The sequence below is a fragment of the Pseudomonas sp. FW305-3-2-15-C-LB1 genome (assembly GCF_058787615.1).
Genome location: NZ_JBYSZX010000002.1, coordinates 274,159 through 299,817, shown reverse-complemented (window position 1 = coordinate 299,817; position 25,659 = coordinate 274,159). Strand labels below are relative to the sequence as shown.

28 protein-coding genes are annotated in these 25,659 nt (G+C 61.3%); 27 read left to right on the top strand and 1 reads right to left on the bottom strand.

What is annotated here, in order from left to right; translation table 11 throughout:
- The first annotated feature begins 86 nt into the window (after positions 1 to 86).
- From AC3WP7_RS05185 to AC3WP7_RS05055, 27 genes are all read left to right on the top strand, one after another.
- Complete coding sequence (locus AC3WP7_RS05185) at positions 87 to 1,502, top strand: flagellin N-terminal helical domain-containing protein (protein ID WP_092243322.1); 1,416 nt, start codon at positions 87 to 89, stop codon at positions 1,500 to 1,502.
- Positions 1,503 to 1,576: 74 nt separating this feature from the next.
- Positions 1,577 to 1,927: a flagellar protein FlaG gene (locus tag AC3WP7_RS05180; RefSeq protein WP_058424917.1), complete on the top strand. Its 351-nt coding sequence runs from the start codon at positions 1,577 to 1,579 to the stop codon at positions 1,925 to 1,927.
- Positions 1,928 to 2,008: 81 nt separating this feature from the next.
- Positions 2,009 to 3,409 carry a flagellar filament capping protein FliD gene (gene fliD / locus AC3WP7_RS05175; RefSeq protein ID WP_092243022.1) on the top strand — a complete coding sequence of 467 codons (1,401 nt, stop codon included), beginning with the start codon at positions 2,009 to 2,011 and terminating at the stop codon, positions 3,407 to 3,409.
- Positions 3,410 to 3,549: 140 nt separating this feature from the next.
- Positions 3,550 to 3,954, top strand: a complete 405-nt coding sequence (fliS, locus tag AC3WP7_RS05170; RefSeq protein WP_058424915.1) for a flagellar export chaperone FliS — start codon at positions 3,550 to 3,552, stop codon at positions 3,952 to 3,954.
- Positions 3,955 to 3,980: 26 nt separating this feature from the next.
- Entirely contained in the window at positions 3,981 to 4,277 is a 297-nt protein-coding gene (gene fliT / locus AC3WP7_RS05165) for a flagellar protein FliT (RefSeq protein ID WP_071491286.1), read from the top strand.
- Between the two features lie 170 nt (positions 4,278 to 4,447).
- Positions 4,448 to 5,923 (top strand): sigma-54 dependent transcriptional regulator, encoded by a 1,476-nt coding sequence (locus AC3WP7_RS05160; protein WP_071491285.1) that lies wholly within the window; start codon positions 4,448 to 4,450, stop codon positions 5,921 to 5,923.
- Between the two features lie 110 nt (positions 5,924 to 6,033).
- Complete coding sequence (locus tag AC3WP7_RS05155; protein ID WP_058424961.1) at positions 6,034 to 7,245, top strand: sensor histidine kinase; 1,212 nt, start codon at positions 6,034 to 6,036, stop codon at positions 7,243 to 7,245.
- 6 nt (positions 7,246 to 7,251) lie between these two features.
- Positions 7,252 to 8,628 (top strand): sigma-54-dependent transcriptional regulator, encoded by a 1,377-nt coding sequence (locus AC3WP7_RS05150; protein ID WP_092243024.1) that lies wholly within the window; start codon positions 7,252 to 7,254, stop codon positions 8,626 to 8,628.
- 132 nt (positions 8,629 to 8,760) lie between these two features.
- Positions 8,761 to 9,090, top strand: a complete 330-nt coding sequence (gene fliE / locus AC3WP7_RS05145; protein ID WP_015885194.1) for a flagellar hook-basal body complex protein FliE — start codon at positions 8,761 to 8,763, stop codon at positions 9,088 to 9,090.
- 16 nt (positions 9,091 to 9,106) lie between these two features.
- A complete protein-coding gene (gene fliF, locus AC3WP7_RS05140) occupies positions 9,107 to 10,888 on the top strand; it encodes a flagellar basal-body MS-ring/collar protein FliF (protein ID WP_092243027.1) in 1,782 nt (593 codons plus the stop codon).
- A complete protein-coding gene (gene fliG, locus AC3WP7_RS05135) occupies positions 10,881 to 11,900 on the top strand; it encodes a flagellar motor switch protein FliG (protein ID WP_010208743.1) in 1,020 nt (339 codons plus the stop codon). The genes fliF and fliG overlap by 8 nt, the downstream gene beginning before the upstream one ends.
- 10 nt (positions 11,901 to 11,910) lie before the next feature.
- Positions 11,911 to 12,675 carry a flagellar assembly protein FliH gene (gene fliH, locus AC3WP7_RS05130; protein ID WP_092243030.1) on the top strand — a complete coding sequence of 255 codons (765 nt, stop codon included), beginning with the start codon at positions 11,911 to 11,913 and terminating at the stop codon, positions 12,673 to 12,675.
- Complete coding sequence (gene fliI / locus AC3WP7_RS05125) at positions 12,665 to 14,023, top strand: flagellar protein export ATPase FliI (RefSeq protein ID WP_071493758.1); 1,359 nt, start codon at positions 12,665 to 12,667, stop codon at positions 14,021 to 14,023. Before fliH ends, fliI begins: the two co-directional genes overlap by 11 nt.
- Before the next feature lie 3 nt (positions 14,024 to 14,026).
- Positions 14,027 to 14,476: a flagellar export protein FliJ gene (gene fliJ / locus AC3WP7_RS05120; RefSeq protein ID WP_071491280.1), complete on the top strand. Its 450-nt coding sequence runs from the start codon at positions 14,027 to 14,029 to the stop codon at positions 14,474 to 14,476.
- 65 nt (positions 14,477 to 14,541) lie between these two features.
- Complete coding sequence (locus AC3WP7_RS05115; protein WP_058424909.1) at positions 14,542 to 14,844, top strand: STAS domain-containing protein; 303 nt, start codon at positions 14,542 to 14,544, stop codon at positions 14,842 to 14,844.
- Positions 14,841 to 16,559, top strand: a complete 1,719-nt coding sequence (locus tag AC3WP7_RS05110) for an ATP-binding SpoIIE family protein phosphatase (protein ID WP_102592237.1) — start codon at positions 14,841 to 14,843, stop codon at positions 16,557 to 16,559. Before AC3WP7_RS05115 ends, AC3WP7_RS05110 begins: the two co-directional genes overlap by 4 nt.
- 30 nt (positions 16,560 to 16,589) lie before the next feature.
- Complete coding sequence (locus AC3WP7_RS05105) at positions 16,590 to 16,937, top strand: Hpt domain-containing protein (protein WP_092243033.1); 348 nt, start codon at positions 16,590 to 16,592, stop codon at positions 16,935 to 16,937.
- An 860-nt stretch (positions 16,938 to 17,797) separates the two neighbouring features.
- Positions 17,798 to 19,138, top strand: a complete 1,341-nt coding sequence (locus tag AC3WP7_RS05100; protein ID WP_092243036.1) for a flagellar hook-length control protein FliK — start codon at positions 17,798 to 17,800, stop codon at positions 19,136 to 19,138.
- 210 nt (positions 19,139 to 19,348) lie between these two features.
- Complete coding sequence (gene fliL, locus AC3WP7_RS05095) at positions 19,349 to 19,849, top strand: flagellar basal body-associated protein FliL (RefSeq protein ID WP_092243038.1); 501 nt, start codon at positions 19,349 to 19,351, stop codon at positions 19,847 to 19,849.
- Between the two features lie 9 nt (positions 19,850 to 19,858).
- Positions 19,859 to 20,827 (top strand): flagellar motor switch protein FliM, encoded by a 969-nt coding sequence (fliM, locus tag AC3WP7_RS05090; protein WP_071489822.1) that lies wholly within the window; start codon positions 19,859 to 19,861, stop codon positions 20,825 to 20,827.
- A gap of 42 nt (positions 20,828 to 20,869) precedes the next feature.
- On the top strand, positions 20,870 to 21,337 hold the full coding sequence (fliN, locus tag AC3WP7_RS05085; RefSeq protein WP_058427232.1) for a flagellar motor switch protein FliN: 468 nt from the start codon (positions 20,870 to 20,872) through the stop codon (positions 21,335 to 21,337).
- A 1-nt stretch (position 21,338) separates the two neighbouring features.
- Entirely contained in the window at positions 21,339 to 21,782 is a 444-nt protein-coding gene (gene fliO, locus AC3WP7_RS05080; protein WP_071489821.1) for a flagellar biosynthetic protein FliO, read from the top strand.
- The gene (fliP, locus tag AC3WP7_RS05075) at positions 21,782 to 22,525 is read left to right on the top strand and encodes a flagellar type III secretion system pore protein FliP (protein WP_016976565.1); all 744 of its coding nucleotides are present in this window, start codon (positions 21,782 to 21,784) and stop codon (positions 22,523 to 22,525) included. The genes fliO and fliP overlap by 1 nt, the downstream gene beginning before the upstream one ends.
- Before the next feature lie 4 nt (positions 22,526 to 22,529).
- Positions 22,530 to 22,799 (top strand): flagellar biosynthesis protein FliQ, encoded by a 270-nt coding sequence (gene fliQ / locus AC3WP7_RS05070; protein WP_010208761.1) that lies wholly within the window; start codon positions 22,530 to 22,532, stop codon positions 22,797 to 22,799.
- Positions 22,800 to 22,803: 4 nt separating this feature from the next.
- A complete protein-coding gene (fliR, locus tag AC3WP7_RS05065; protein WP_071489820.1) occupies positions 22,804 to 23,589 on the top strand; it encodes a flagellar biosynthetic protein FliR in 786 nt (261 codons plus the stop codon).
- A gap of 3 nt (positions 23,590 to 23,592) precedes the next feature.
- The gene (flhB, locus tag AC3WP7_RS05060; RefSeq protein ID WP_071489819.1) at positions 23,593 to 24,729 is read left to right on the top strand and encodes a flagellar biosynthesis protein FlhB; all 1,137 of its coding nucleotides are present in this window, start codon (positions 23,593 to 23,595) and stop codon (positions 24,727 to 24,729) included.
- A 370-nt stretch (positions 24,730 to 25,099) separates the two neighbouring features.
- A complete protein-coding gene (locus AC3WP7_RS05055; protein ID WP_093513997.1) occupies positions 25,100 to 25,300 on the top strand; it encodes a cold-shock protein in 201 nt (66 codons plus the stop codon).
- A 44-nt stretch (positions 25,301 to 25,344) separates the two neighbouring features.
- Here the strand turns inward: AC3WP7_RS05055 and AC3WP7_RS05050 are convergent, their stop codons facing one another.
- Positions 25,345 to 25,530, bottom strand: coding sequence for a DUF6124 family protein (locus tag AC3WP7_RS05050; protein WP_371914797.1), 186 nt, complete (start codon positions 25,528 to 25,530; stop codon positions 25,345 to 25,347).
- Positions 25,531 to 25,659: the final 129 nt, after the last annotated feature.

Below are 25,659 nucleotides of genomic sequence, written 5' to 3'. Positions count from 1 at the left end.
ACGATAACTATTACGTAGGTTCTCAGGCCACACCCGGCGGTTGCCAGGGCCGGAAGCCGCAGTATCCATCCAACGAGGATTTCGTCATGGCTTTAACAGTAAACACCAACATTGCTTCGATCACTACTCAGGGCAACCTGAACAAAGCTGGCGGCGCCCTGGCCACTTCCATGCAGCGCCTGTCTTCCGGCCTGCGTATCAACAGCGCTAAAGACGACGCCGCCGGCCTGGGTATCGCCAGCCGTATGACCAGCCAGATCAACGGCCTGGGTCAAGCTGTAAAGAACGCCAACGATGGTATCTCCATCGCGCAGACCGCTGAAGGCGCAATGCAGGCTTCGACCGACATTCTGCAAAAAATGCGTACCCTGGCTCTGTCCTCGGCTACCGGCTCCCTGAGCTCCGACGACCGTAAGTCGAACAACGACGAATACCAGGCTCTGACTTCGGAACTGACCCGTATCGCCCAAACCACTACTTTCGGTGGCCAGAAGCTGCTGGACGGTTCGTACGGTACCAAGTCGATCCAGGTTGGCGCCAACGCTAACGAAACCATCAACCTGTCCCTGGATAACGTTGCTGCCAACAATATCGGTTCGCAGCAGGTGAAGAGCATCGGCATCACTCCAGGTGCTGGTGTAGCTGGCGGCGCAATCGCAGTGACCGGTAACGGCCAGACTAGCAGCGTCACTGTTGCTGCTGCTGCTTCCGCTAAAACCATCGCTGCCCAGCTGAACGGCGCCGTCGGTGGCCTGAGCGCTACCGCCAGCACTGAAGCTCAGTTCGTAGTCGGCGCCGGTGCTGCTACCGCTCCAGCTTCGTTCACCATGACCGTTGGCGGCCAAGCCACCACGTTCGTTGGCGTAAAAGACACTGCCAGCCTGGCTGACCAACTGAAGTCGAACTCCGCCAAACTGGGTATCAGCGTTAACTACGACGAGTCCAAAGGCACTCTGTCGGTTAAATCCGACACCGGTGAAAACCTGGCCTTCAGCGCTTCGACCGCTGCCGGCACCATCACTGTTGCCACCAAAGACGGTTCGGGCGCTTACGGTACTGCTACCGCCCTGGCTGACGGCATCATCGCTACCGGTGCAGTGAACCTGGACTCCGCCAAGGGTTACTCCCTGGAAGGCGCTGGTGTGACCGGTGTCTTCGGTGCCGCTACTTCGGCTGCTTCGACCAAGACCTCCGTATCGCAAACTGACGTGACTGACGCCACCAAGGCCCAGAACGCTGTGTCCGTGATCGACCAGGCTATCGCTACCATCTCCAGCTCCCGTTCGGGCCTGGGTGCGGTACAGAACCGTCTGACCAGCACTGTGGACAACCTGTCCAACATCCAGAAAAACAGCACCGCTGCTCGTTCCACCATCCAGGACGTCGACTTCGCTTCCGAAGCCGCTGAACTGACCAAGCAGCAAACCCTGCAGTCGGCTTCCACTGCGATCCTGTCGCAGGCTAACCAACTGCCATCCGCTGTACTGAAGCTGCTTCAGTAATAGCGACGCGTGGTGAATGACGGAAGGGCGCGTTTACGTGCCCTTTCGTCTTTTCCAATCAGAGGAGATTGGGCATGGACATGAGTGTAAAACTGAACTTGTCTTATCCGCCGCTGGCCCCTCAAGGCACTCCGGCACCTGTGGTTGCGGACAAAGACAAGACTAAGGTTGAAGCGGCCGCGCCAACCGCGGGCACGTCCCAAAAGGACAGCCTGGAAAAAGCGGTTACAGATATTAAAGAATTCGTACAAGCGGCCCAGCGCAACCTGGACTTTTCCATTGACGATTCCACCCATAGGGTTGTGGTCAAGGTCATTGCCACCGACACCGGTGAAGTGATCCGACAGATCCCTTCGGAAACGGCCTTGAAACTGGCACAGAGTCTGGCCAGCGCCAGTCATGTATTGTTTGACGACAAGGCGTGAACTGGCATGAAACTTGTTGCTGTCACAGCTTGAAGCGCTAGTCGTCAAGATAACGGCAGCCACCGGAACAGGAGAAAGATGATGGCGGGTACAACGATTACCGGCGTGGGGTCGGGTTTCGACACTCAGGCGATTGTGAAATCCCTGGTGGATGCCGAGCGAGCGCCGAAACAGGCTCAGATCAACCTCCAGTCGCAAAAGGCAACCACCCAGCTGTCGTCGATCGGCAAGATCCAGGCAGCCCTGGACGCCTTCCGGGGTGCGCTGACCAGCATGGGCACCGATAACAGCTTCAGTGGCTTGACCGGTACGTCTTCGGACGAGAAGGTCGCCACCATGACGGCCAACCAGGGTGCGGCGAGCGGTAGCTTCTCGCTGGTCGTCAACCAGTTGGCGACGCCGTCGAAGCTGTCGACCAAGAGTTTCACTGGCGGCCAGTCGACGGTCGTGAACAGTGGCACCACCCCAACGACGCTGACGATCAGCCAGTCGGGCAAGAACTTCGACCTGAAGGTGCCGGCCGGCGCGACCCTGCAACAGGTGCGTGACTCAATCAACTCGCAGTTCGGCACCGCAGGCCTGAGTGCCAACATCCTCACCGACTCCAACGGTTCGCGTCTTATCCTGACCTCCACCAATGCTGGTGTTGGTTCCGATCTGACGATGTCGGGCAACTCGGGGATTGATACCGGTTACACGGTGGTCAGCGAGCCGAAGAACGCCAAGTACACCATTGACGGTATTGCTGCAGAGTCCAAGACCAACAGCATCACGGATGCAGTGAGTGGTGTAAGTATCAAGTTGCTCTCTGTGTCGCCCTTGACCACGCCTTCGGATACCGCGTCTACGGCTCGCAATGCTTTGACCATCTCCGTCTCCACCAGCACCACCGCCCTCAAGTCCGGGGTCAAAGGCTTCGTCGACACCTACAACGCCCTGCTCAAGGCGATGAACGCCGAGACCAAGGTGACCAAGGATGCCGCCGGTAACTCCGTCGCCGCCACCTTGACCGGCGACTCGACCATGCGCACCTTGCAGGCGGCGATCCGCAACGAGTTCAACGCCCTGTCCGGCAACGGCACCTTGAAGTCCCTGGCGCAATTCGGTGTGACGACTGACCGCGACACCGGTGCGCTGAGCATTGATGCCAAGCAGTGGGACAAGGCTGTGCTGACCAACGCTGCCGATATCAACAGTATCTTCAGCGGCAAGACCGGCCTGCTCGCGCGCCTGACGGCGGCGACCGATGGCTATGCCAAGGCCACCACCGGGATCCTGGCGACGCGTTCAACGTCGTTGTCCGACAGCCTTAAAGACCTCAACAAGCAGCAAGTTGCGTTGGATGAACGCCTCACCACCATGCAAGACTCCTTGACCCGCAAGTACACCGCCATGGATACGCTGGTGGCGCAACTGCGCCAGCAGAGCAGCAGTATCCTGGGTACGCTCAGCGCGCTGAGTAACGCCCAGAAAAGCAGCTGATTGATGGCTGATGAAAAAGCCCAGGTCCATTGACCTGGGCTTTGTTCTTCATAGTGCCGTCGGGTTAAAGTTTTTTGCGACCCAGTCGACATAATGGTTACTGCAACCCTTCTCGCTGTTGCCTGTCACGAGGTAGAAACATGAATCCCATGAGAGCCCTTCGCCAATACCAGAAGGTCAATTCCCATGCCCAGATCTCTGAAGCCAGCCCGCACCGCCTGGTGCAAATGCTGATGGAGGGCGGGCTCGACCGCATGGCGCAGGCCAAAGGTGCGTTGGCGCGTGGCGATATCGCCGCAAAGGGCCTGATGCTGGGCAAGGCCGCCGACATCCTCATCGGGCTTCGTGATGGCCTGAGCGCGGAAAAAAGCGACAACAAGGAATACGTTCAGCAACTGGAAGGTCTGTATGTGTACATGACCAACCGTTTAATGGAAGCCAATCTGCACAACGACGCCGACATGATTGACGAAGTCGCCCGTTTGCTGATTACCGTGAAAGAAGGCTGGGATGCCATCGGCGCGCCACAAGGCGCTGCACAATAAGGCCAAGCGGCCTTGAGGAACACGTCATGAGCCAAGCATTGCAACGCATTGATGAAACCCGTGAGGCGCTGATGGGCGCGCTGGCGGACCGCAACTGGGACGCCATCGGCGAACTGGACCTGGGCTGTCGTCATGTCATCGACGAGGTGCTCAGCGAAGCGCCGGTAGACGAGGATGCGTTGCGCGAAAAGCTTGAGGGGCTGCTGGCGGTTTACCAGCAATTGCTCGAGGTGACGACGGGCGAGCGGCAGGCGATTTTCGAGGAGATGTCGCAGATCAACCAAGCGAAAAATGCGTCAAAGGTTTACCATCTGTTCGGCTGAAGAGCCGCAGTTGGTCCGATGGGCGCGTCATATATTTGACTGTGCCAGCATTTTTGACTTAACTAGTGCTGTTTTCAGATTTCAGACGTCTAGTAAGGTACAAAGTCTTACAGGCGTCTCGATTGCCCTCACTTCGGGGCAGGAAGTTTTACTAGGGAAGTTGCTATTGCATGTGGCGTGAAACCAAAATTCTGCTGATTGATGACGATAGCGTCCGCCGCCGCGATTTAGCGGTGATTTTGAATTTTCTTGGCGAAGAAAATTTGCCCTGCGGCAGCCATGACTGGCAGCAGGCGGTCAGCTCATTGTCATCGAGCCGTGAAGTCATTTGTGTGCTGATCGGGACGGTAAACGCTCCTGGCGCTGTTTTGGGCTTGTTAAAGACACTGTCAACCTGGGATGAGTTCCTTCCCGTGTTGCTGATGGGCGATATTTCTTCTGTCGAACTGCCAGAAGACCAGCGCCGCCGGGTGCTTTCCACCCTTGAAATGCCGCCCAGCTACAGCAAATTGCTCGACTCCCTGCACCGTGCCCAGGTCTATCGCGAGATGTACGACCAGGCCCGCGAGCGCGGTCGCCATCGCGAACCCAACCTGTTCCGCAGCCTGGTCGGCACCAGCCGCGCCATCCAGCACGTGCGCCAGATGATGCAGCAAGTGGCCGATACCGACGCCAGCGTGTTGATCCTCGGCGAGTCGGGCACCGGCAAGGAAGTGGTTGCGCGCAACCTGCACTATCATTCCAAGCGCCGCGACGGGCCCTTTGTGCCGGTCAACTGCGGGGCGATTCCGGCAGAGCTGCTTGAAAGCGAATTGTTCGGCCACGAGAAGGGCGCCTTTACCGGGGCGATCACCAGCCGTGCCGGGCGTTTCGAGCTGGCCAACGGCGGCACCCTGTTCCTCGACGAGATCGGCGACATGCCGCTGCCGATGCAGGTCAAGCTGCTGCGCGTGTTGCAGGAGCGTACCTTCGAGCGCGTGGGCAGCAACAAGACCCAGAGCGTCGACGTGCGCATCATCGCGGCCACCCACAAGAACCTCGAAAGCATGATCGAGGTCGGCAGCTTCCGCGAAGACCTGTACTACCGACTCAACGTATTCCCGATCGAGATGGCCCCGCTGCGCGAGCGCGTGGAAGACATCCCGCTGCTGATGAACGAACTGATCTCGCGCATGGAGCACGAAAAGCGCGGTTCGATCCGTTTCAATTCCGCCGCGATCATGTCCCTGTGCCGCCACGGCTGGCCGGGCAACGTGCGCGAGCTGGCCAACCTGGTGGAGCGCATGGCGATCATGCACCCCTACGGTGTGATCGGCGTGGTCGAGCTGCCGAAGAAATTCCGCTACGTCGACGACGAAGACGAGCAACTGGTCGACAGCCTGCGCAGCGACCTGGAAGAACGGGTGGCCATCAACGGTCATACCCCGGACTTCGGCTCTACCGCGATGCTGCCGCCCGAAGGCCTGGACCTGAAGGACTACCTCGGCAACCTGGAACAAGGCCTGATCCAGCAGGCTCTGGACGACGCCAACGGCATCGTCGCGCGTGCCGCCGAGCGCCTGCGCATCCGTCGCACTACCCTGGTGGAGAAGATGCGCAAGTACGGCATGAGCCGCAAAGAAGGTGACGAACAGGCGGATGATTGACGCCTGTTTTTTAAATCACTGAAACTTCAGTGGTTTTTTTTCGGCACGGGTATTGCTACAGCCCTCGCAACGTTCCGTTTAACTGACGGTCAGCCAAGCGAGAGAGCATGATGCCCCACGCCGCCCAACATTCTTCCAGTCCTGCCATTGCAGGCCTGGTTCCCTCTGTAGAACAGCAAAGCCGCCAGGGCCTGGAGCAGGCGTTTTCGCTGTTCAACCAGATGTCCAGCCAATTGACCGATTCCTACAGCCTGCTCGAAGCCCGTGTTTCGGAGCTCAAGGGCGAGTTGGCGGTGGTCAGTGCCCAGCGCATGGAAGAGTTGGCCGAGAAGGAGCGCCTGGCCAACCGCCTGCAAAACCTGCTGTCGCTGTTGCCCGGTGGCGTGATCGTCATCGACGAAGAAGGCCGCGTGCGTGAAGCCAACCCGGCGGCCTGTGACATGCTTGGCCTGCCTCTGGAAGGCGAGCTGTGGCGTCACGTAATCACCCGCTGCTTTGCGCCGCGTGAAGACGATGGCCATGAAATTTCGCTCAAGGACGGTCGCCGCTTGTCCATCGCCACGCGCGCCCTGGACGCGGAGCCCGGCCAGTTGGTGCTGCTCAACGACCTGACTGAAACCCGTCACCTGCAAGATCAGTTGGCGCGCCACGAGCGTTTGTCCTCGCTGGGGCGCATGGTCGCTTCTCTGGCACATCAGATCCGCACGCCATTGTCGGCGGCGTTGATCTACGCCAGTCATTTGACTGACGAACAATTGCCCGCGGCCACTCACCAGCGTTTTGCCGGGCGCCTCAAGGAGCGCCTGCATGAGTTGGAGCACCAGGTGCGCGACATGCTGGTATTTGCCCGTGGTGAATTGCCGCTGACCGACCGCATCACGCCTACCGAGTTGATGCAGGCGCTGCAAGCGGCGGCCGCCACCCACATTCAAGACGTGCAAGTGCGTTGGCAGTGCGACAGCCATCTCGGCGAGCTGCTGTGCAACCGCGACACCCTTGTCGGTTCGCTGCTCAACCTGATCGAAAACGCCACCCAGGCCAGCGGCCCTGGTGCGCGGCTCAAGGTGCACCTGTACAGCCGCGAACAAACCCTGCGCCTGTGCATCAGCGACAGCGGCAGCGGTATCGAGCCTGCCGTATTGCAGCGCCTGGGCGAACCTTTTTTCACCACCAAGACCAACGGTACGGGCCTGGGCCTGACCGTGGTCAAGGCAGTGGCGCGTGCCCATCAGGGAGAATTGCAGCTGCATTCCCGTGTCGGGCGTGGCACCTGTGCATTGATGACCTTGCCGCTGTTTTCATGCGCGGCAAGCACGGAGTAAACGGTTATGGCTATCAAGGTTCTGTTGGTGGAAGACGATCGCGCGCTGCGTGAAGCATTGGCCGACACGCTGCTGTTGGCGGGCCATGACTACCGGGCGGTCGGTTCTGCCGAGGACGCCTTGGAGGCAGTGGAGCAAGAGTCCTTCAGCCTGGTGGTGAGCGACGTGAACATGCCGGGCATGGACGGCCACCAGCTGCTCGGTGTGCTGCGCGCGCGTCAGCCTCAGTTGCCGGTGTTGCTGATGACCGCCCACGGCGCTGTGGAGCGTGCGGTCGATGCGATGCGCCAGGGTGCGGCGGATTACCTGGTCAAACCGTTCGAACCCAAAGCCTTGATCGAACTGGTCGCACGGCATGCCCTGGGCGTGATCCCGGCCAGCGACGGCGAAGGTCCGATTGCCTTCGAACCGGCCAGCGCACAATTGCTGGAGCTGGCTGCCCGCGTGGCGCGCAGTGATTCCACCGTGCTGATTTCCGGCGAGTCCGGCACCGGCAAGGAGGTGCTGGCCCGCTACATCCACCAGCAATCGACCCGCGCCAAGCAGCCGTTTATCGCAATCAACTGCGCGGCGATCCCCGACAACATGCTCGAAGCCACGCTGTTCGGCCACGAAAAAGGCTCGTTCACCGGCGCTATTGCGGCTCAGGCGGGCAAGTTCGAGCAGGCGGATGGCGGCACGATTTTGCTCGATGAAATTTCGGAAATGCCCCTGGGCCTGCAAGCCAAGTTGCTGCGGGTGCTGCAAGAGCGTGAAGTAGAGCGCGTTGGCGCACGCAAGCCGATCCAGCTGGATATCCGCGTGGTCGCCACCACCAACCGTGACCTGGCGGGCGAAGTGGCGGCGGGGCGCTTCCGTGAAGACTTGTTCTACCGTCTCTCGGTCTTTCCCCTGGCCTGGCGCCCGTTGCGCGAGCGCCCGGCGGACATCATTCCACTGGCCGAGCGCCTGCTGGGCAACCACGTCAAAAAAATGAAGCATGCCCAGGCACGCCTGTCGGCCGAGGCCCAGGCTTGCCTGGTCGCCTATCCGTGGCCGGGAAACGTCCGGGAACTGGACAACGCCATCCAGCGTGCGTTGATCCTGCAGCAGGGCGGCCTGATCCAGCCCCAGGATTTCTGCCTGGCCATGGGCAGCGGGGTTGCGCCGCTGCCGACCCTGGCGCCTGCGCCCGTGGTGGTCGAAACCGAAACCGCCGGTGCGTTGGGCGACGACCTGCGTCGCCGCGAATTCCAGATGATCATCGACACCCTGCGCGCCGAGCGCGGCCGCCGCAAAGAGGCCGCCGAGCGCCTGGGGATCAGCCCGCGGACCTTGCGCTACAAGCTGGCGCAGATGCGTGACGCCGGCATGGACGTCGAGGCATATCTGTTCGCCACATAATCGGTAACAAGGCGGACAAGGTTTGTCGCCTTTTCTTACGAGTTGAACCAGAGCTGGCACCCTTGTTGCTACTTCACCTAGTAATTGCGGCGTAGCGTCAAAAAACATGCGGGTTGTCGGAGAGAGAAGTTCATGAGCCAGGGTATTGAGTTCAATCGGTTGATGTTGGATATGCGCTCCATGCAAATGGATGCCATGGCTCAACCGAAATCCGTCGCGCCTGCGCCGGAATTGGGCCAAAGCAGCTTCGCCGACATGCTCGGCCAGGCCATCAACAAAGTCAGTGATACCCAGCAAGCCTCCAGCCAATTGGCCAACGCGTTCGAGATCGGCAAAAGCGGCGTGGACCTCACCGATGTGATGGTCGCCTCGCAAAAGGCCAGTGTGTCGTTCCAGGCGTTGACCCAGGTGCGTAACAAGCTGGTTCAGGCTTACCAAGACATCATGCAGATGCCGGTTTAAGGACGAGATTTAAGTCATGGCAGAAGCAGTCGTGGACAACGCACCCGCCAAGGCAGACGGCAAGCCGCCGCTGTTTGGCCTGTCGTTCCTGGAAAACCTCTCCGAAATGACCATGTTGCGTCAGGTGGGCCTGATGGTCGGCCTGGCAGCGAGCGTGGCGATTGGTTTTGCCGTGGTGCTGTGGTCGCAGCAACCGGATTACCGGCCGCTGTACGGCAGCCTGGCGGGCATGGATTCCAAGCAGATCATGGAAACCCTGGCCGCCGCCGACATCGCCTACACCGTGGAGCCCAACTCCGGGGCGCTGCTGGTCAAGGCCGACGATGTGGCCCGTGCACGCATGAAACTCGCGGCGGCCGGCGTCACCCCGTCCGACGCCAATATCGGTTTCGAAATCCTCGACAAGGACCAGGGCCTGGGCACCAGCCAGTTCATGGAAGCTACCCGCTACCGTCGTGGCCTGGAAGGCGAACTGGCGCGCACCATCTCCAGCCTGAACAACGTCAAGGGTGCCCGCGTGCACCTGGCCATTCCGAAAAGCTCGGTGTTTGTGCGCGATGAGCGCAAGCCCAGTGCCTCGGTATTGGTGGAACTGTTTGCCGGCCGCTCCCTGGAGCCAGGCCAGGTGCTGGCGATCGTCAACCTGGTCGCCACCAGCGTGCCTGAGCTGAGCAAGTCGCAAATCACCGTGGTCGACCAGAAGGGCAACCTGCTGTCCGACCAGGCGGAAAACTCCGCGCTGACCCAGGCCGGTAAGCAGTTCGACTACAGCCGTCGTGTGGAAAGCATGCTCACCCAGCGTGTGCACAACATCCTGCAGCCGGTGCTGGGCAACGACCGCTACAAGGCGGAAGTGTCCGCCGATGTGGACTTCAGCGCCGTCGAATCGACCTCCGAGCAGTTCAACCCGGACCAGCCGGCGTTGCGCAGCGAGCAGTCCACCAGCGAACAACGCACCGCTGCCAACGGCCCGCCACAAGGCGTACCGGGCGCCCTGAGCAACCAGCCGCCGGCCCCGGCCTCGGCTCCGCAAACCACCGGTGGCGCTACGGCCAGCGCTGGCGCCATCCAGCCGGGCCAGCCGCTGCTGGACGCCAATGGCCAACAGATCATGGACCCGGCCACCGGCCAGCCGATGCTCGCGCCGTACCCGGCGGACAAGCGTAACCAGTCGACCAAGAACTTCGAACTCGACCGTTCCATCAGCCATACCAAGCAGCAACAAGGCCGCGTCAATCGCCTGTCGGTATCGGTGGTGGTGGATGACCAGGTCAAGGTCAATGCCGCCGATGGCGCCGTTACCCGTGCCCCATGGAGCGCCGACGAATTGGCGCGCTTCACGCGCCTGGTGCAGGACGCCGTCGGTTTTGACGCCAGCCGGGGTGACAGCGTCAGCGTGATCAACATGCCGTTCTCTGCCGAGCGTGGCGAAGTGATCGCCGAGCCGGCGTTCTACTCGCAGCCGTGGTTCTGGGACATCGTCAAGCAGGTGCTGGGTGTGTTGTTCATCCTGGTGCTGGTGTTCGGCGTGCTGCGCCCGGTGCTCAACAACATCACCGGCAACGGCAAGAAACAACTGGCGGCCTATGGTGGCAGCGACGTCGAGTTGGGTGGCATGGGCGGCCTGGACGGCGAACTGGCCAACGACCGCGTCAGCCTCGGCGGCCCGCAAAGCATCCTGTTGCCAAGCCCGAGCGAGGGTTACGACGCTCAGCTGAACGCAATCAAGAGTCTGGTGGCAGAAGACCCGGGCCGTGTGGCCCAGGTCGTGAAAGAGTGGATCAACGCAGATGAGTGATAATCGAGCCGCTGTTGCCAAGCTCACCAAGGTCGACAAAGCCGCAGTCCTGCTGCTGTCCCTGGGTGAAACCGACGCCGCCCAAGTGCTGCGCCACATGGGGCCCAAAGAGGTTCAACGGGTGGGCGTGGCCATGGCGCAGATGCGCAATGTGCACCGCGAGCAGGTCGAGCAGGTGATGAGCGAGTTCGTCGAGATCGTCGGCGACCAGACCAGCCTGGGCGTCGGCTCCGACAGCTACATCCGCAAGATGCTCACCTCGGCCCTGGGCGAAGACAAGGCCAACGGCCTGATCGACCGCATCCTGCTCGGTGGCAACACCAGCGGCCTCGACAGCCTGAAATGGATGGAGCCGCGTGCCGTCGCCGACGTGATCCGCTACGAACACCCGCAGATCCAGGCGATCGTGGTGGCGTATCTCGACCCCGACCAGGCCGGTGAAGTGCTCGGCCACTTCGACCATAAAGTGCGCCTGGACATCATCCTGCGCGTGTCGTCGCTGAACACCGTGCAGCCGGCGGCGCTGAAAGAACTCAACACGATTCTGGAGAAGCAGTTCTCCGGCAACTCGAACGCCTCGCGCACCACCCTGGGTGGTATCAAGCGTGCGGCTGACATCATGAACTTCCTCGACAGCTCGGTCGAAGGCCAGTTGATGGACTCGATCCGCGAGATCGACGACACCCTGTCCGGTCAGATCGAAGACCTCATGTTCGTGTTCAACAACCTCTCCGATGTCGACGACCGCGGCATCCAGGCGTTGCTGCGCGAAGTGTCCTCGGACGTGCTGGTGCTGGCCCTCAAGGGTTCGGACGAAAACGTCAAAGAGAAGATCTTCAAGAACATGTCCAAGCGTGCCTCGGAACTGTTGCGCGACGACCTGGAAGCCAAGGGCCCGGTACGCGTCAGCGACGTGGAAACCGCGCAGAAAGAAATCCTCACCATTGCCCGCCGTATGGCCGAAGCCGGAGAAATCGTTCTCGGCGGGAAGGGCGGCGAAGAAATGATCTAAGGCGCTTCCCATGTCGAACAAAGATGAGGCGCCCAGCGATCTGATTCGCGCACGGGACGTCGGTGGGTTCGACATCTGGTCGTTGCCCAGCTTCGACCCGCATGTGCCCGAACCCGAGCCGGAACCGGTGGAAGAACCTCCGCTGGAAATGGAAGAAGTGCCGCTGGATGAAGTCCAGCCACTGACCCTGGAAGAATTGGAAGCCATCCGCCAGGAGGCCTACAACGAAGGCTTCGCGGCGGGTGAAAAAGACGGTTTTCGCAGCACCACCCTCAAGGTGCGCCAGGAGGCCGAAGAGGCCCTGAGCGTCAAGCTGGCCAGCCTGGAACGCTTGATGGGCACGCTGTTCGACCCCATCGCCGAGCAGGATTCGCAGATCGAAAAGGCCATGGTCGACCTGGTGCAGCACATCGCCCGCCAGGTGATCCAGCGCGAATTGGCGCTGGATTCCAGTCATATCGAAAGCGTGATGCGCGAAGCCCTCAAGCTGCTGCCCCTGGGCGTCGGCAACGTGCGGCTGTACATCAACCCGCAGGATTTCGAACAGGTCAAGGCCCTGCGCGAGCGTCATGAAGAAACCTGGCGCATCGTCGAAGACGCGTCGTTGCAGCCCGGTGGTTGCCGCGTCGAAACCGAACACAGTCGCATCGATGCCACGGTGGAGACCCGCATCAGCCAGATCATGGCCAAGCTGTTTGATCAGCTCCACGAACAGGCCCTGCACCCGGCCGAGCCTGATCTGAGCGTGGACCTGGACGCCGTCGATGCGCCTTGACCGCACCAGCTTCGCCAAGCGCCTGGGCGGTTACGCCGAGGCCACGGAGTTGCCCGGCCAGCCGATCCTCGAAGGACGCCTGCTGCGCATGGTCGGCCTGACCCTTGAGGCCGAAGGCCTGCGCGCCGCCATGGGCAGCCGCTGCATGGTGATCAACGACGACAGCTACCACCCGGTGCAGGTCGAAGCCGAAGTGATGGGCTTTTCCGGCAGCAAGATTTTCCTGATGCCCGTGGGCAGCCTGGCGGGCATTGCCCCAGGTGCCCGTGTGGTGCCGTTGGCCGACACCGGCCGCCTGCCGATGGGCATGAGCATGCTCGGTCGCGTACTCGACGGCGCCGGTCGTGCGCTGGACGGCAAGGGCGGCATGAAGGCCGAAGACTGGGTGCCGATGGACGGTCCCACCATCAACCCGCTCAACCGCAACCCCATTAGTGTGCCGCTGGACGTTGGCATTCGCAGCATCAACGGATTATTGACGGTCGGCCGTGGCCAGCGTCTGGGCCTGTTCGCCGGTACCGGCGTGGGTAAATCGGTGTTGCTGGGCATGATGACGCGCTTTACCGAGGCCGACATCATCGTGGTCGGGCTGATCGGCGAACGGGGCCGCGAGGTGAAGGAATTCATCGAGCACAGTCTCGGCGAAGAAGGCCTCAAGCGCTCGGTGGTGGTTGCATCCCCAGCCGACGATGCGCCGCTGATGCGGTTGCGCGCCGCCATGTACTGCACGCGCATCGCCGAATATTTCCGCGACAAGGGCAAGAACGTCCTGTTGCTGATGGATTCGCTCACGCGTTTCGCCCAGGCCCAGCGGGAAATCGCCCTGGCCATCGGCGAACCGCCGGCGACCAAGGGTTACCCGCCGTCGGTGTTCGCCAAACTGCCCAAGCTGGTGGAGCGCGCCGGTAACGCCGAGGCCGGTGGTGGCTCGATCACCGCGTTCTACACGGTATTGTCCGAAGGCGATGACCAGCAGGACCCGATTGCCGACTCGGCGCGGGGCGTGCTCGACGGCCACATTGTGCTGTCACGGCGCCTGGCGGAAGAAGGGCACTACCCGGCCATCGACATCGAAGCGTCCATCAGCCGGGTGATGCCAGCGGTGGTTACGCCGGAACACATGGCCCGGGCGCAACAGTTCAAGCAGCTGTGGTCGCGCTACCAGCAGAGCCGCGACTTGATCAGCGTCGGCGCCTACGTGGCGGGCGGTGATCGCGACACCGACCTGGCCATCGCCCTGCAACCGCAGTTGGTGACGTACCTGCGCCAGGGCCTCAACGACAAGATCAGCATGGGCGAAAGCGAAGCGCACCTGCAGTCGATCTTCGCCCCGGCGCCGGGCGGCTAAGCCATGGCCAACAGCCGCGCCGCGCGCCTGGCTCCGGTGGTGGACATGGCCGAAAAGGCCGAGAAAACCGCCGTGCAGCGCCTGGGTTACTTCCAGGGGCAAGTCCGCCTGGCGGAAAGCAAGCTGGGCGACCTGGAGCGTTTTCGCGGCGAGTACCAGCAGCAATGGATCGAGCGCGGCAGCAAGGGCGTGTCTGGCCAATGGCTGATGGGTTACCAGGGCTTTCTCAACCAGTTGGAAACCGCCGTCGGCCAGCAGCGCCAAAGCCTGGCCTGGCACCAGAACAACCTCGACAAGGCGCGTGAGAGCTGGCAGGCCGCGTTTGCCCGGGTCGAAGGTCTGCGCAAGCTGGTGCAGCGCTATATCGACGAAGCGCGGGCGCTTGAAGATAAGCGCGAGCAGAAGCTGCTCGACGAGCTGTCCCAGCGCTTGCCGCGCAAAGACGTCTATTGAAGGTTGCCCACATCCCCTGCACCTGCTAAACCTTGTGTCATTGCCAATGACAAGGAAGCAGTCACATGTCAGTCGAGTCAGAAGTATCCCTGGATGGGAATAAGTTGACGATCGCGGTCAAGGGCCGGTTTGATTTCGGCAGCCATCAAGCGTTTCGTGACGCCTACGAGCGTTTCTACAAGGTGCCCACTACCTACGTCGTGGACTTGAAAGAGACGACCTACCTCGACAGCTCCGCCCTCGGCATGCTGTTGCTGCTGCGCGATCATGCCGGGGATGACGCCGATATCCGGGTGATCAACAGCAATTCGGATGTGCGCAAGATCCTCGGTATCTCCAACTTCGACAAACTGTTCGACATCAGTTGAGCGTCCTGGCCCCGGTCCTTGAATCGCTGACGATCCTGATCGCCGAAGACAGCGCCGCCGACCTGCTGTTGCTGTCGACCATCATCCGACGCCAGGGCCACCAGGTGCTCACGGCCACCAACGGTGCTGAAGCGGTCGCGGTGTTTACCCGTGATAGACCGCAGTTGGTGTTGATGGATGCGCTGATGCCGGTGATGGACGGTTTTGAGGCGGCGCGGCGGATCAAGCAATTGGCGGGTGAAGAGCTGGTGCCGCTGATTTTCCTCACCTCCCTGCGCGAGAGCGAAGCGCTGGCCCAGTGCCTGGATGCCGGCGGTGATGACTTCCTGCCCAAGCCCTACAACCAGCTGATTCTCGCGGCGAAGATCAATGCCATGGACCGCCTGCGTCGGTTGCAGGCCACGGTCTTGCAGCAACGCGACCTGATCGCCAAACACCATGATTACCTCCTGCATGAGCAGCGGGTGGCCAAGGCGGTGTTCGACAAGGTTGCCCATTCCGGTTGTATCAACGCCGCGCCGAATATTCGCTACCTGCAATCGCCCTACGCGTTGTTCAACGGCGATTTGCTGTTGGCTGCCTACACCCCGTCCGGCGACATGCACGTGCTGCTCGGTGACTTCACCGGGCATGGCCTGCCGGCGGCGGTGGGGGCCATGCCCCTGGCAGAAGTGTTCTACGGCATGACCGCCAAGGGCTACGGCCTGGCACAGACCCTGCGGGAGATGAACGCCAAGCTCAAGCGCATCCTGCCGGTGGACATGTTCTGCTGCGCCACCCTGTTGTGCCTGAGCACGCAGCGGCGGGTGGTGGAGGTGTGGAACGGCGGCATGCCCGAAGGCTATGTGCATGAAATCGCCACGGGTAAACGCACGCCACTGGAATCGCGGCATTTGCCGTTGGGTGTGCTGTCGGCGCAAGCCTTTGATGATCGCACCGAGGTCTGGCCCATGGCCCTGGGTGATCGGGTGTTCCTGTTGTCCGATGGCGTGCTGGATACCGCTGACGCCAATGAGCAGCTGTTCGGCGCTGAACGTTTGCAGCAGGTGTTCGCCGCCAACCGCGAGCCTGATCGGCTGTTTGAAGATATCGAACAGGCGCTGGCGGCCTTCCGAGGCAAAGCGCGGGATGACGTGAGCATGGTGGAGATCACCCTGCAAGTCGACCAGCAACTGCGTGCGAGCGGGCCGCTGTATGCCGACAGTGGGCAGTCTTGTCCGCTGGATTGGTCGGTGAGTTTCGAATTCCGTGCAGAGACCTTGAAGCGTTACAACCCATTGCCGTACCTGCTGCAACTGCTGCTGGAGATCCACGGCCTGCGCGAGCAGAGCGGGGCGCTGTACAGCGTGATGGCGGAGCTGTATTCCAATGCGCTGGAGCATGGCGTGCTGGGCCTGGATTCACGGCTCAAGCGTGACGCCCAGGGGTTTGCCGAGTATTACCGTCTGCGTAATGACCGCCTGGCACAACTCAACAGCGGCTATATACGGGTGCATGTGCAGGTGGTACCGACGGAGGCGGGTGGCAGGATGACCCTGCGCGTCGAGGACAGCGGCCCCGGTTTCGATGTGGAACAGGTGCTGGCGCGGCCGTTGGATATCGACCGTCTGTCCGGCCGGGGCTTGAGCCTGGTGCGCCAATTGAGCAGCGATGTACGCTGGTCGGATGGCGGGCGCAGTGTCTGCGTGGAGTTTTCCTGGGAGGCTCTGGCATAATCCGCCGATTCTTGATCAAGGAGCGAGCAAGTGGTTGATCTACATCTGGACCCGGAGGTGCTGTCGGGTTTGCAGGAAGTCATGGAAGGCGAGTATCCCAAGTTGCTTGATACCTTTCTCGATGATTCCCAGAAGCGCGTCGAAGCACTGCGCAAGGCCAGGGATGATGCGAAGGCGTTGGGGCGGATTGCGCATAGCTTCAAGGGCAGCAGTGGGAACCTTGGGGCGGTGAGGTTGGCGCAGTTGTGTCAGCGGTTGGAGGTTGAGTCCGTTGGGCCTGTGGTTGGGGATCTGGGGGAGTTGGTGGATCAGATTGATCGGGAGTTTGCGTTGGTGAAGCCGTTGTATGAGTCGGAGCGGCAGCGGTTTCAGATTTGATTGAGTACATATCCGTTGCTGCGGTAACGGCGGCTTATGGTTCCGCTCTTACAGCGGGTCACTTTTTGAAGAGCGCAAAAAGTAACCAAAAACGCTTCGCCCCAACACTCGGCACCTCGCCTAGGCTCGGTGTTCCCTCACTCCGGCTTGAATCCGTGGGCCGCCGTCATGGGCCATCCATGGCCCAGGACGGCTAACCCGGCGTCCTGCCGGGTTACCCACGGATTCAAGCCTGCGTTCGGCCAGCGTGTTTGACGGGGCGCCGAAGATCACAAGCAAGAGCGACTCGCTGCGCATCGTAGATACGTTTTTTGTTCTGTGTAACCGACTTACTGTGTTGCCGACTTACTGTGGCGAGCGGGCTTGCCCCGCGTTGGGCTGCGAAGCAGCCCTAAAACCATTCAGCGCGCCGCGTTTATCCTGGCTTCCCGCGTTATGGTTAACGACCTCCGCGGGCAAGCCCTGCTCCTACAGGGGAGCGCGTACGCTTCAACGATTCGGTCGGCTATTCGGCCGCCGCGCTTTGCTTTTGATTTTGATCTTAGGCGCCCCGCGCCATGGATGGCGCGTGGCGGCGGCCCCCCAAATCACTGTCGGATTACGGGCACACCGAGCCTAGGCGAGGTGCCGAGCCTAGGCGAGGTGCCGAGTGTTGGGGCAAGAGCCCTTTGCTTACTTTGGGCTGGGCCGGCATTCCGGCTTTTCCAAAGTGAGCCGCCGTAAGGGCGGAACCCTAAGTGGCCGTTACCTAAAAAACGGATATGTACTCAATAAAACCAACCGCCCCCAAACCTGGCCCAACTCTTGCTCTACCTCCAGATACTGCATCCCCGACCCCCATGCAGTGGAGACCTTTACCTATGCCAGTCGCCCCGAATTCGCTCCTTCAGGCTGCCCCCGCGGCCAAGCCTCAAGCGCCCTCTGCCAACCCATCGGCAGTGGCTGCGGACCCACGGGACAAGGGCCCTGGCTTCGCTCAAGTGTTTGCCAGCCAGGCGTCCAAGCCCACGGTCAAGACCGACGACAGCTCGGCCAAACCCACCGCAGGCAAGTCGTCCGATGCCAGCGCCAAGCCTGCAGCGGGCAATGACAAGCCTGCCGCCAGCACGCCAGCCGTTGCCGATAGCGGCAATACCTTGCCTGCCACGCCGCCGGCCAAAACCGACGACAGCGCGAGCAAGGATGACGACGCGCCAGCCGACCCTGCCTTGGTGCAGCAACCTCCGGCTGACCCGGTGGTCGACCCGGCGCTGATTGCCACCGTCACCCCGGTAGCCGTGCCGGTGCCGGTTGAAACACCTGCGCCCGCGACCACGACCAAGGATGACAAGGCTCAGCCGGTGGTTGCTGCGCCGGTCGCAGCGACCGAGGAAGCCAAGCCGGCCTTCGATCCTGAAGCAGATCCCCTGGATGCCATGCCCGCCGTGCGCCTGGCGATGGAGCAGGGCGGTCACGTATCGGCCAGCAGCCAGGCGCAGGCAAAAACCGCTCCGGCACCGACTCAGGATCAACCCACTGCCGCACAGAATTTCGCCGCCGGCCTGGCCAATATGGTCGACCAGCAAGCCACCAAGGACAGCACCGACCAGGGCGGCGACAAGGCCTTCAGCGGGTTGATCGAAGACGGTCTCAAGGACCTGAAGAACGCCAGCAGCGACACCCGTGTCGATGACTTCGCCAACCGCCTCGCCGCGTTGACCCAGGCGGCCACGCCGAAAACCGCCAACGCCTTGCCACCGGTGACCAATGCGCCCTTGGCCATGCACCAGAGCGGCTGGACCGATGAAATCGTCAACCGGGTGATGTACCTGTCCAGTGCCAACCTCAAGTCGGCGGAGATCCAGTTGCAACCCGCTGAGCTTGGTCGCCTGGATATCAAGGTCAACATGACCGCCGACCAACAGGCCCAGGTCAACTTCATGAGCGCCCACCCGGTGGTACGTGAAGCGCTGGAAAGCCAGTCCGGGCGCTTGCGGGAGATGTTTGCCCAGCAGGGCATGGGCCAGGTGGACGTGAACGTGTCGGACCAGTCCCGTGGCCAGGAGCAACAACAGCAGCAGGCCCAGACCCGTGGTGTGAGCGGTGGCGGCGGGCGGGGCGGTGACAATGGCGACAGCGGCAACCACCTTGATGTGGCTGAAGCCGTGACGCCGGTCACCTCAACCGTAATCGGCTCCAGTGCGGTCGACTACTACGCCTGATCCGGACGAAATGTGGGAGGGGGCTTGCCCCCGATGAGGGTGTGTCAGCTGAAACATGGGTGACTGATACACCGCTATCGGGGGCAAGCCCCCTCCCACAATTTGATTTGCTGCGCCCGTACCTCCTCGACTTCCAGACAACTCTGGCATAACACTTGCTCTTGCCTCTCCGTAGATCTATGAATCCCCGAATAGTGACGGATTATTGGCATGGCGAAGAGCGAAGACGCAGCAAAAGCACCCGCAGGCAAAGGTAAGCTCAAGCTTATCCTGTTGATAGTCCTGGGCCTGCTCCTGGCTATCGGCGCCTCGGTGGGTGGCACCTGGTACATCATGCACAGCAGTGCCAGCAAGCCGGCACCCGCCGCCGAAACCGCCACTAACGTCAAGCAACCGGCAATCTTCGAACCGATGCTTCCGGCCTTTGTCGCCAACTTCAATCAGAACGGTCGTCAACGCTACCTGCAGGTGAGCATCACCTTGCTGGCGCGTAACGCTTCGGACCTGGACGCCCTCAAGGTGCACATGCCCGTGATCCGCAACAACCTCGTCATGCTGTTCTCCAGCCAGAGCTTCGACACACTCGCCACGCCGGTGGGCCAGGAAATGCTGCGCCAGAAAGTCACGGCCAGCGTGCAGGAAGTGGCCCAGAAGGAGCTCGGCAAAGTCGTGGTCGAGCAGGCGCTCTTCACTAACTTCGTATTGCAGTAGGATCACGACATGGCCGTGCAAGACCTGCTGTCCCAGGATGAAATCGACGCGCTGCTGCATGGCGTCGACGATGGTCTGGTACAGACCGAAATGGCTGCCGAGCCCGGCAGCGTCAAAAGTTATGACCTCACCAGCCAGGATCGCATCGTCCGTGGACGCATGCCGACCCTGGAGATGATCAACGAACGTTTCGCCCGCTATACCCGCATCAGCATGTTCAACATGCTGCGTCGTTCGGCGGACGTGGCGGTGGGCGGCGTGCAGGTGATGAAGTTCGGCGAGTACGTGCACTCGCTGTACGTGCCCACCAGCCTCAACCTGGTCAAGATCAAGCCACTGCGCGGCACCGCGCTGTTCATCCTCGACGCCAAGCTGGTGTTCAAGCTGGTGGACAACTTCTTCGGCGGCGACGGTCGCCACGCCAAGATCGAAGGCCGTGAGTTCACCCCCACCGAGTTGCGGGTGGTGCGCATGGTGCTGGAGCAGGCCTTCATCGATTTGAAGGAAGCCTGGCAGGCGATCATGGAAGTCAACTTCGAGTACATCAACTCCGAAGTGAACCCGGCCATGGCCAACATCGTCGGCCCCAGCGAAGCCATTGTGGTGTCGACCTTCCACATCGAACTCGATGGCGGTGGCGGCGACCTGCACGTGACCATGCCGTACTCGATGATCGAACCGGTGCGCGAGATGCTCGACGCCGGTTTCCAGTCCGACCTGGACGACCAGGACGAACGCTGGGTCAAGGCCTTGCGCGAAGACCTGCTGGACGTCGACGTACCGTTGAGCGCCACCGTGGCCCGTCGGCAACTGCGCCTGCGCGATATTTTGCACATGCAGCCGGGGGATATCATCCCCGTCGAACTGCCGGAAGAAATGATCATGCGCGCCAACGGCGTGCCGTCATTCAAGGTCAAGCTCGGTTCCCACAAGGGCAACCTGGCGCTGCAGGTGGTCGAGCCGATCACCCGTCGTTGATGCACCCCTATTTATGAATGTTTGCTCCGCCGAGGACATGTAATGGCTACCGAACACGAAAACACTTCCGCCGAAGACCAGGCCCTGGCTGACGAATGGGCGGCTGCCCTGGAAGAAACCGGCGATGTTGGCCAGGACGATATCGACGCGCTGCTGGCCGCTGACGCCGCCACCGCTCCGGCCGGCAACCGCCTGCCCATGGAAGAATTCGGCAGCGTGCCGAAAAACAACGAGCCGGTGTCCCTCGATGGCCCGAACCTGGATGTGATCCTCGACATTCCGGTGTCGATTTCCATGGAAGTCGGCAGCACCGAAATCAACATCCGCAACCTGCTGCAACTCAACCAGGGTTCGGTGATCGAGCTTGACCGCCTGGCCGGCGAGCCGCTGGACGTGCTGGTCAACGGCACCCTGATCGCCCACGGCGAAGTGGTGGTGGTCAACGAAAAGTTCGGCATCCGCCTGACCGACGTGATCAGCCCGAGCGAACGCATCAAGAAGTTGCGCTGATATGAAGTATTCGATGGCGGGACTGTTTCTGGCGCTGCCATTGAGCGCCCTCGCGGCTGAGCCGGCCGCGCAAGCGACGGCGGCGGCCGCACCAGTGGTGAGCAGCGGTATCGGCGGACAATTGACCCAGCTGGTGCTGGGCTTGTTGCTGGTGGTCGGGCTGATTTTCGTGCTGGCCTGGCTGATGCGCCGCGTGCAGCGCGTAGGGCCGGGCAACGGCCAGGTGATCGAGATGATCGGTTCGCGCGCCCTCGGCCCGCGTGATCGGCTGGTGCTGGTGCAGGTGGGCGAGGAACAGATCCTGCTGGGTATCACCCCCGGCCGCATCACCCCGTTGCACGTGCTCAAGACCCCGGTGAGCGTGGATCAGGGCCAGTCCGCCACGCCAGAATTCGCCCAGCGCCTGATGGAGTTGCTGGGCAAGGATCAGAAGGATAAGAAGTAATGCGCGTTTTATTGACGCTCATGCTGTTGCTGGCCGCGCCATTGGCGTTCGGCGCCGATCCGTTGTCGATCCCGGCGATTACGCTAGGGACTAACGCTGCGGGCGCGCAGGAGTATTCGGTCAGCCTGCAGATCCTGCTGATCATGACCGCGCTGAGCTTTATCCCGGCGTTTGTCATGCTGATGACCAGCTTCACGCGGATCATCATCGTGTTCTCGATCCTGCGCCAGGCACTGGGCCTGCAGCAGACGCCGTCGAACCAGATCCTCACCGGCATGGCCCTGTTCCTGACGCTGTTCATCATGGCGCCGGTGTTTGACAAGGTGAACCAGCAAGCCTTGCAACCCTACCTGGCGGAGAAAATGACCGCCCAGGATGCGATCGACAAGGCCCAGGGTCCGATCAAGGATTTCATGCTGTCGCAGACCCGCTCCAGCGACCTTGAGTTGTTCATGCGCCTGTCCAAGCGCACCGACATCGCCACCCCGGACCAGGCGCCGCTGACCATCCTGGTGCCGGCGTTCGTCACGTCGGAGTTGAAGACCGCGTTCCAGATCGGCTTCATGATCTTTATCCCGTTCCTGATCATCGACCTGGTGGTGGCGAGCGTACTGATGGCCATGGGTATGATGATGCTGTCGCCACTGATCATCTCGCTGCCGTTCAAGATCATGCTGTTTGTGCTGGTTGACGGCTGGGCGCTGATTATCGGCACCCTGGCCGGCAGTTTCGGCGGGGTATAGCGCAATGACGCCAGAAGTCGCCGTCGACCTGTTCCGTGAAGCATTGTGGCTGACCACCGTGATGGTCGCCGTGCTGGTGGTGCCGAGCCTGTTGGTCGGCCTGCTGGTGGCGATGTTCCAGGCGGCGACCCAGATCAACGAACAGACCTTGAGCTTCCTGCCGCGCCTGCTGGTGATGCTGGTCACCCTGATCGTGGCCGGCCCGTGGCTGGTGCAGACCTTCATGGAATATATCCTGCAGTTGTACGGCAGTATTCCGCAGTTGATCGGCTGACCCGATGCAGTCCTTGCTGGCGTTGACCGACACCCAGATCAGCACCTGGGTGGCGTCTTTCATCCTGCCGCTGTTCCGGGTCACGGCCATGCTCATGGCCATGCCGGTGTTCGGCACCACACTGGTCCCGCGGCGCGTGCGCCTGTACTTTGCGGTGGCGATTACCGTGGTGATCGTGCCCGGGCTGCCGCCGATGCCGCCGGTCAATGCCATCGATCTGAGTGCGTTGCTGCTGATTGCCGAGCAGATCCTGATCGGCGCGCTGATGGGCTTTTCCCTGACGCTGTTCTTCCAGGCCTTTGTGATCGCCGGGCAAATCATCTCGATCCAGATGGGCATGGGCTTCGCCTCTATGGTCGACCCTACCAACGGTGTGTCGGCGGCGGTGATCGGGCAATTCCTGACCATGCTGGTGACCTTGCTGTTCCTGGCCATGAACGGCCACCTGGTGGCCTTTGAGGTGATGACCGAAAGCTTTATCACCTTGCCGGTAGGCTCGGGGCTGGTGGTCAATCACTTCTGGGAGGTGGTCGGGCGGCTCGGCTGGGTATTGGGTGCTTCGCTGTTGCTGGTGTTGCCGGCGATCACCGCATTGCTGGTGGTCAACATCGCCTTTGGGGTGATGACTCGTGCGGCGCCGCAATTGAACATCTTCTCGATTGGTTTCCCGCTGACCCTGGTATTGGGCATGGGGATTTTCTGGATCGGCCTGGCCGACATTCTCAATCAGTATCAACCGCTGGCGACCGACGCCCTGCAGTTCTTACGTGATCTGGCACGGGCGCGCTGAGCCATGGCCGAGAGCGAGAGTGGTCAGGACAAAACAGAAGACCCCACGGAGAAACGTAAAAAGGACTCCCGGGAAAAGGGCGAGATTGCCCGCTCAAAAGAGCTCAATACCGTCGCCACCATGATGGCCGGTGCCGGCGCGTTGCTCATCTACGGCGGCGGCCTGGCGCTGGACTTGATGGAGTTGATGAAACACAACTTCGCCTTGCCCCGCGAGGTGCTGCTCAACCCTGACGCCATGGGCCGGTACCTGTTGCATTCGGGCAAGATCGCGATCCTGGCGGTGCAGCCGATTCTGATCACCTTGCTGCTCGCCGCACTGATCGGCCCGGTCGCCCTGGGCGGCTGGCTGTTCGCTGCCGGCAGCATGGCGCCCAAGTTCAGCCGCATGAACCCTGGCGCCGGGCTCAAGCGCATGTTCTCCACCAAGGCCCTGGTGGAGCTGCTCAAGGCGCTGGCCAAGTTCATCCTGATCCTGTTCGTGGCGCTGATGGTGCTGTCGTCCGACATTGATGACCTGCTGCTCATTGCCCATGAACCGCTGGAGTCGGCGATCATCCACAGCGTGCAGGTGGTGGGCTGGAGTGCGCTGTGGATGGCGGCCGGGCTGATCATCATCGCGGCGGTGGATGCGCCGATCCAGTTGTGGGAAAGCCACAAGAAACTGCTGATGACCAAGCAGGAAGTGCGCGACGAGCACAAGGACCAGGAAGGGCGCCCCGAGGTCAAGCAGCGCATCCGCCAACTGCAGCGCGAGATGTCCCAGCGCAAGATGATGGCCTCGGTGCCCGACGCCGATGTGGTCATCACCAACCCGACCCACTATGCCGTCGCCCTCAAATACGACCCGGAGAAGGGCGGCGCGCCGATGCTGCTGGCCAAGGGCAGTGACTTTACCGCGTTGAAGATCCGCGAGATCGCGGTGGCCAACGACATCCTGTTGCTGGAGTCGCCGGAGCTGGCGCGGTCGATTTTCTACTCCACCGACCTCGACCAGGAGATTCCCGCCGGGTTGTACCTGGCGGTGGCTCAGGTGCTGGCGTATGTCTATCAGATTCGCCAATACCGCGCCGGCAAAGGCAAGCGCCCGGATCCGCTCAAGGATTTGCCGATTCCGCCGGATTTGCGCCGCGATTCCTGACGTACTCCCGCCCTGCCTACCACTCATCGATAACTGTCGTCTACCTGTCAGACTTCACAGTAGCCAAAGCGCGCTGCTCGCGGTTCTATTGCCCTATGCACTGCGCGCAGGCTGTAAACGAGATGCAGGGAGAGTGGTTTTGAATCGGTTTACCAGAGGCATCGTCAAATCCTATAACCGGAAAACTGGAAAGGGTTTGATTGTCGTGGATGGCGAGACTGTTCCGGTGGACCTCATTGGTTCGCGGGACGTCCGGCTTGCGGTGGGGGTGCAGGTGGTGTTTCAGCGGATCCATCGACCTGACGGTATCTTTGCGTGCGATGTCAGGGTCATCCAACAAGTCCTTGAGTGAGATGTCAGGAGAACCGTAATGGCAACAGGCACGGTGAAGTGGTTTAACGCGGAGAAGGGTTTTGGGTTTATTGCCCAAAAAGGTGGCGTTGATGTTTTTGTCCATTATTCGGCCATCAAGGGCGAAGGTTTCAAGACGCTTGAAGAGAACCAAAAAGTGGAGTTCGACGTTACGCAAGGGCCCAAAGGCGCTCAGGCCGAGAACGTCCGCGTCCTATGAGCTTGATGATCGTTCCTGCAGGGTGATACAGGAACGATCAGCCATCAGGCCATCAAGTGCTCGCTGTCCTCCAGCACTCTGTCAGCCAGCAGCTTCGCCAGCCCGATCAACTGCGCTACGCCCAGCGCACCTTCGCGTTTTGTCCGGTCCAACTCGAAGGCAAAGTCACTCATGTAAGTGGAGCCGCCACTGATCGCCGCGACGCGATGGAGAGTGGCAGCTGTGCGCAGGTTCGCGGACCGGTTACCAATGGACCCGGCATACCCGAGGGTATCCCGCGCACAGTCACCATAAGGCCGCACAGTAGACGATAAAAAGGCGTCAACTGAAAGCGGACAATGGCGCTTCTGCGCATTGGT

Bases quoted from the DNA above. Each gene is read 5' to 3' on its own strand.
- AC3WP7_RS05115 (WP_058424909.1), top strand. From the start codon at position 14,542: ATGTCAGTCGAGTCAGAAGTATCCCTGGATGGGAATAAGTTGACGATC.
- AC3WP7_RS05185 (WP_092243322.1), top strand. From the start codon at position 87: ATGGCTTTAACAGTAAACACCAACATTGCTTCGATCACTACTCAGGGC.
- flhB (WP_071489819.1), top strand. From the start codon at position 23,593: ATGGCCGAGAGCGAGAGTGGTCAGGACAAAACAGAAGACCCCACGGAG.
- fliI (WP_071493758.1), top strand. From the start codon at position 12,665: ATGCGCCTTGACCGCACCAGCTTCGCCAAGCGCCTGGGCGGTTACGCC.
- fliD (WP_092243022.1), top strand. From the start codon at position 2,009: ATGGCGGGTACAACGATTACCGGCGTGGGGTCGGGTTTCGACACTCAG.
- AC3WP7_RS05055 (WP_093513997.1), top strand. From the start codon at position 25,100: ATGGCAACAGGCACGGTGAAGTGGTTTAACGCGGAGAAGGGTTTTGGG.
- fliR (WP_071489820.1), top strand. From the start codon at position 22,804: ATGCAGTCCTTGCTGGCGTTGACCGACACCCAGATCAGCACCTGGGTG.
- AC3WP7_RS05155 (WP_058424961.1), top strand. From the start codon at position 6,034: ATGCCCCACGCCGCCCAACATTCTTCCAGTCCTGCCATTGCAGGCCTG.
- fliM (WP_071489822.1), top strand. From the start codon at position 19,859: ATGGCCGTGCAAGACCTGCTGTCCCAGGATGAAATCGACGCGCTGCTG.
- fliF (WP_092243027.1), top strand. From the start codon at position 9,107: ATGGCAGAAGCAGTCGTGGACAACGCACCCGCCAAGGCAGACGGCAAG.
- AC3WP7_RS05150 (WP_092243024.1), top strand. From the start codon at position 7,252: ATGGCTATCAAGGTTCTGTTGGTGGAAGACGATCGCGCGCTGCGTGAA.
- AC3WP7_RS05100 (WP_092243036.1), top strand. From the start codon at position 17,798: ATGCCAGTCGCCCCGAATTCGCTCCTTCAGGCTGCCCCCGCGGCCAAG.
- fliN (WP_058427232.1), top strand. From the start codon at position 20,870: ATGGCTACCGAACACGAAAACACTTCCGCCGAAGACCAGGCCCTGGCT.
- fliJ (WP_071491280.1), top strand. From the start codon at position 14,027: ATGGCCAACAGCCGCGCCGCGCGCCTGGCTCCGGTGGTGGACATGGCC.
- fliO (WP_071489821.1), top strand. From the start codon at position 21,339: ATGAAGTATTCGATGGCGGGACTGTTTCTGGCGCTGCCATTGAGCGCC.
- AC3WP7_RS05160 (WP_071491285.1), top strand. From the start codon at position 4,448: ATGTGGCGTGAAACCAAAATTCTGCTGATTGATGACGATAGCGTCCGC.
- fliQ (WP_010208761.1), top strand. From the start codon at position 22,530: ATGACGCCAGAAGTCGCCGTCGACCTGTTCCGTGAAGCATTGTGGCTG.
- fliL (WP_092243038.1), top strand. From the start codon at position 19,349: ATGGCGAAGAGCGAAGACGCAGCAAAAGCACCCGCAGGCAAAGGTAAG.
- fliT (WP_071491286.1), top strand. From the start codon at position 3,981: ATGAGCCAAGCATTGCAACGCATTGATGAAACCCGTGAGGCGCTGATG.
- fliG (WP_010208743.1), top strand. From the start codon at position 10,881: ATGAGTGATAATCGAGCCGCTGTTGCCAAGCTCACCAAGGTCGACAAA.
- fliE (WP_015885194.1), top strand. From the start codon at position 8,761: ATGAGCCAGGGTATTGAGTTCAATCGGTTGATGTTGGATATGCGCTCC.
- AC3WP7_RS05180 (WP_058424917.1), top strand. From the start codon at position 1,577: ATGGACATGAGTGTAAAACTGAACTTGTCTTATCCGCCGCTGGCCCCT.
- fliP (WP_016976565.1), top strand. From the start codon at position 21,782: ATGCGCGTTTTATTGACGCTCATGCTGTTGCTGGCCGCGCCATTGGCG.
- fliS (WP_058424915.1), top strand. From the start codon at position 3,550: ATGAATCCCATGAGAGCCCTTCGCCAATACCAGAAGGTCAATTCCCAT.
- fliH (WP_092243030.1), top strand. From the start codon at position 11,911: ATGTCGAACAAAGATGAGGCGCCCAGCGATCTGATTCGCGCACGGGAC.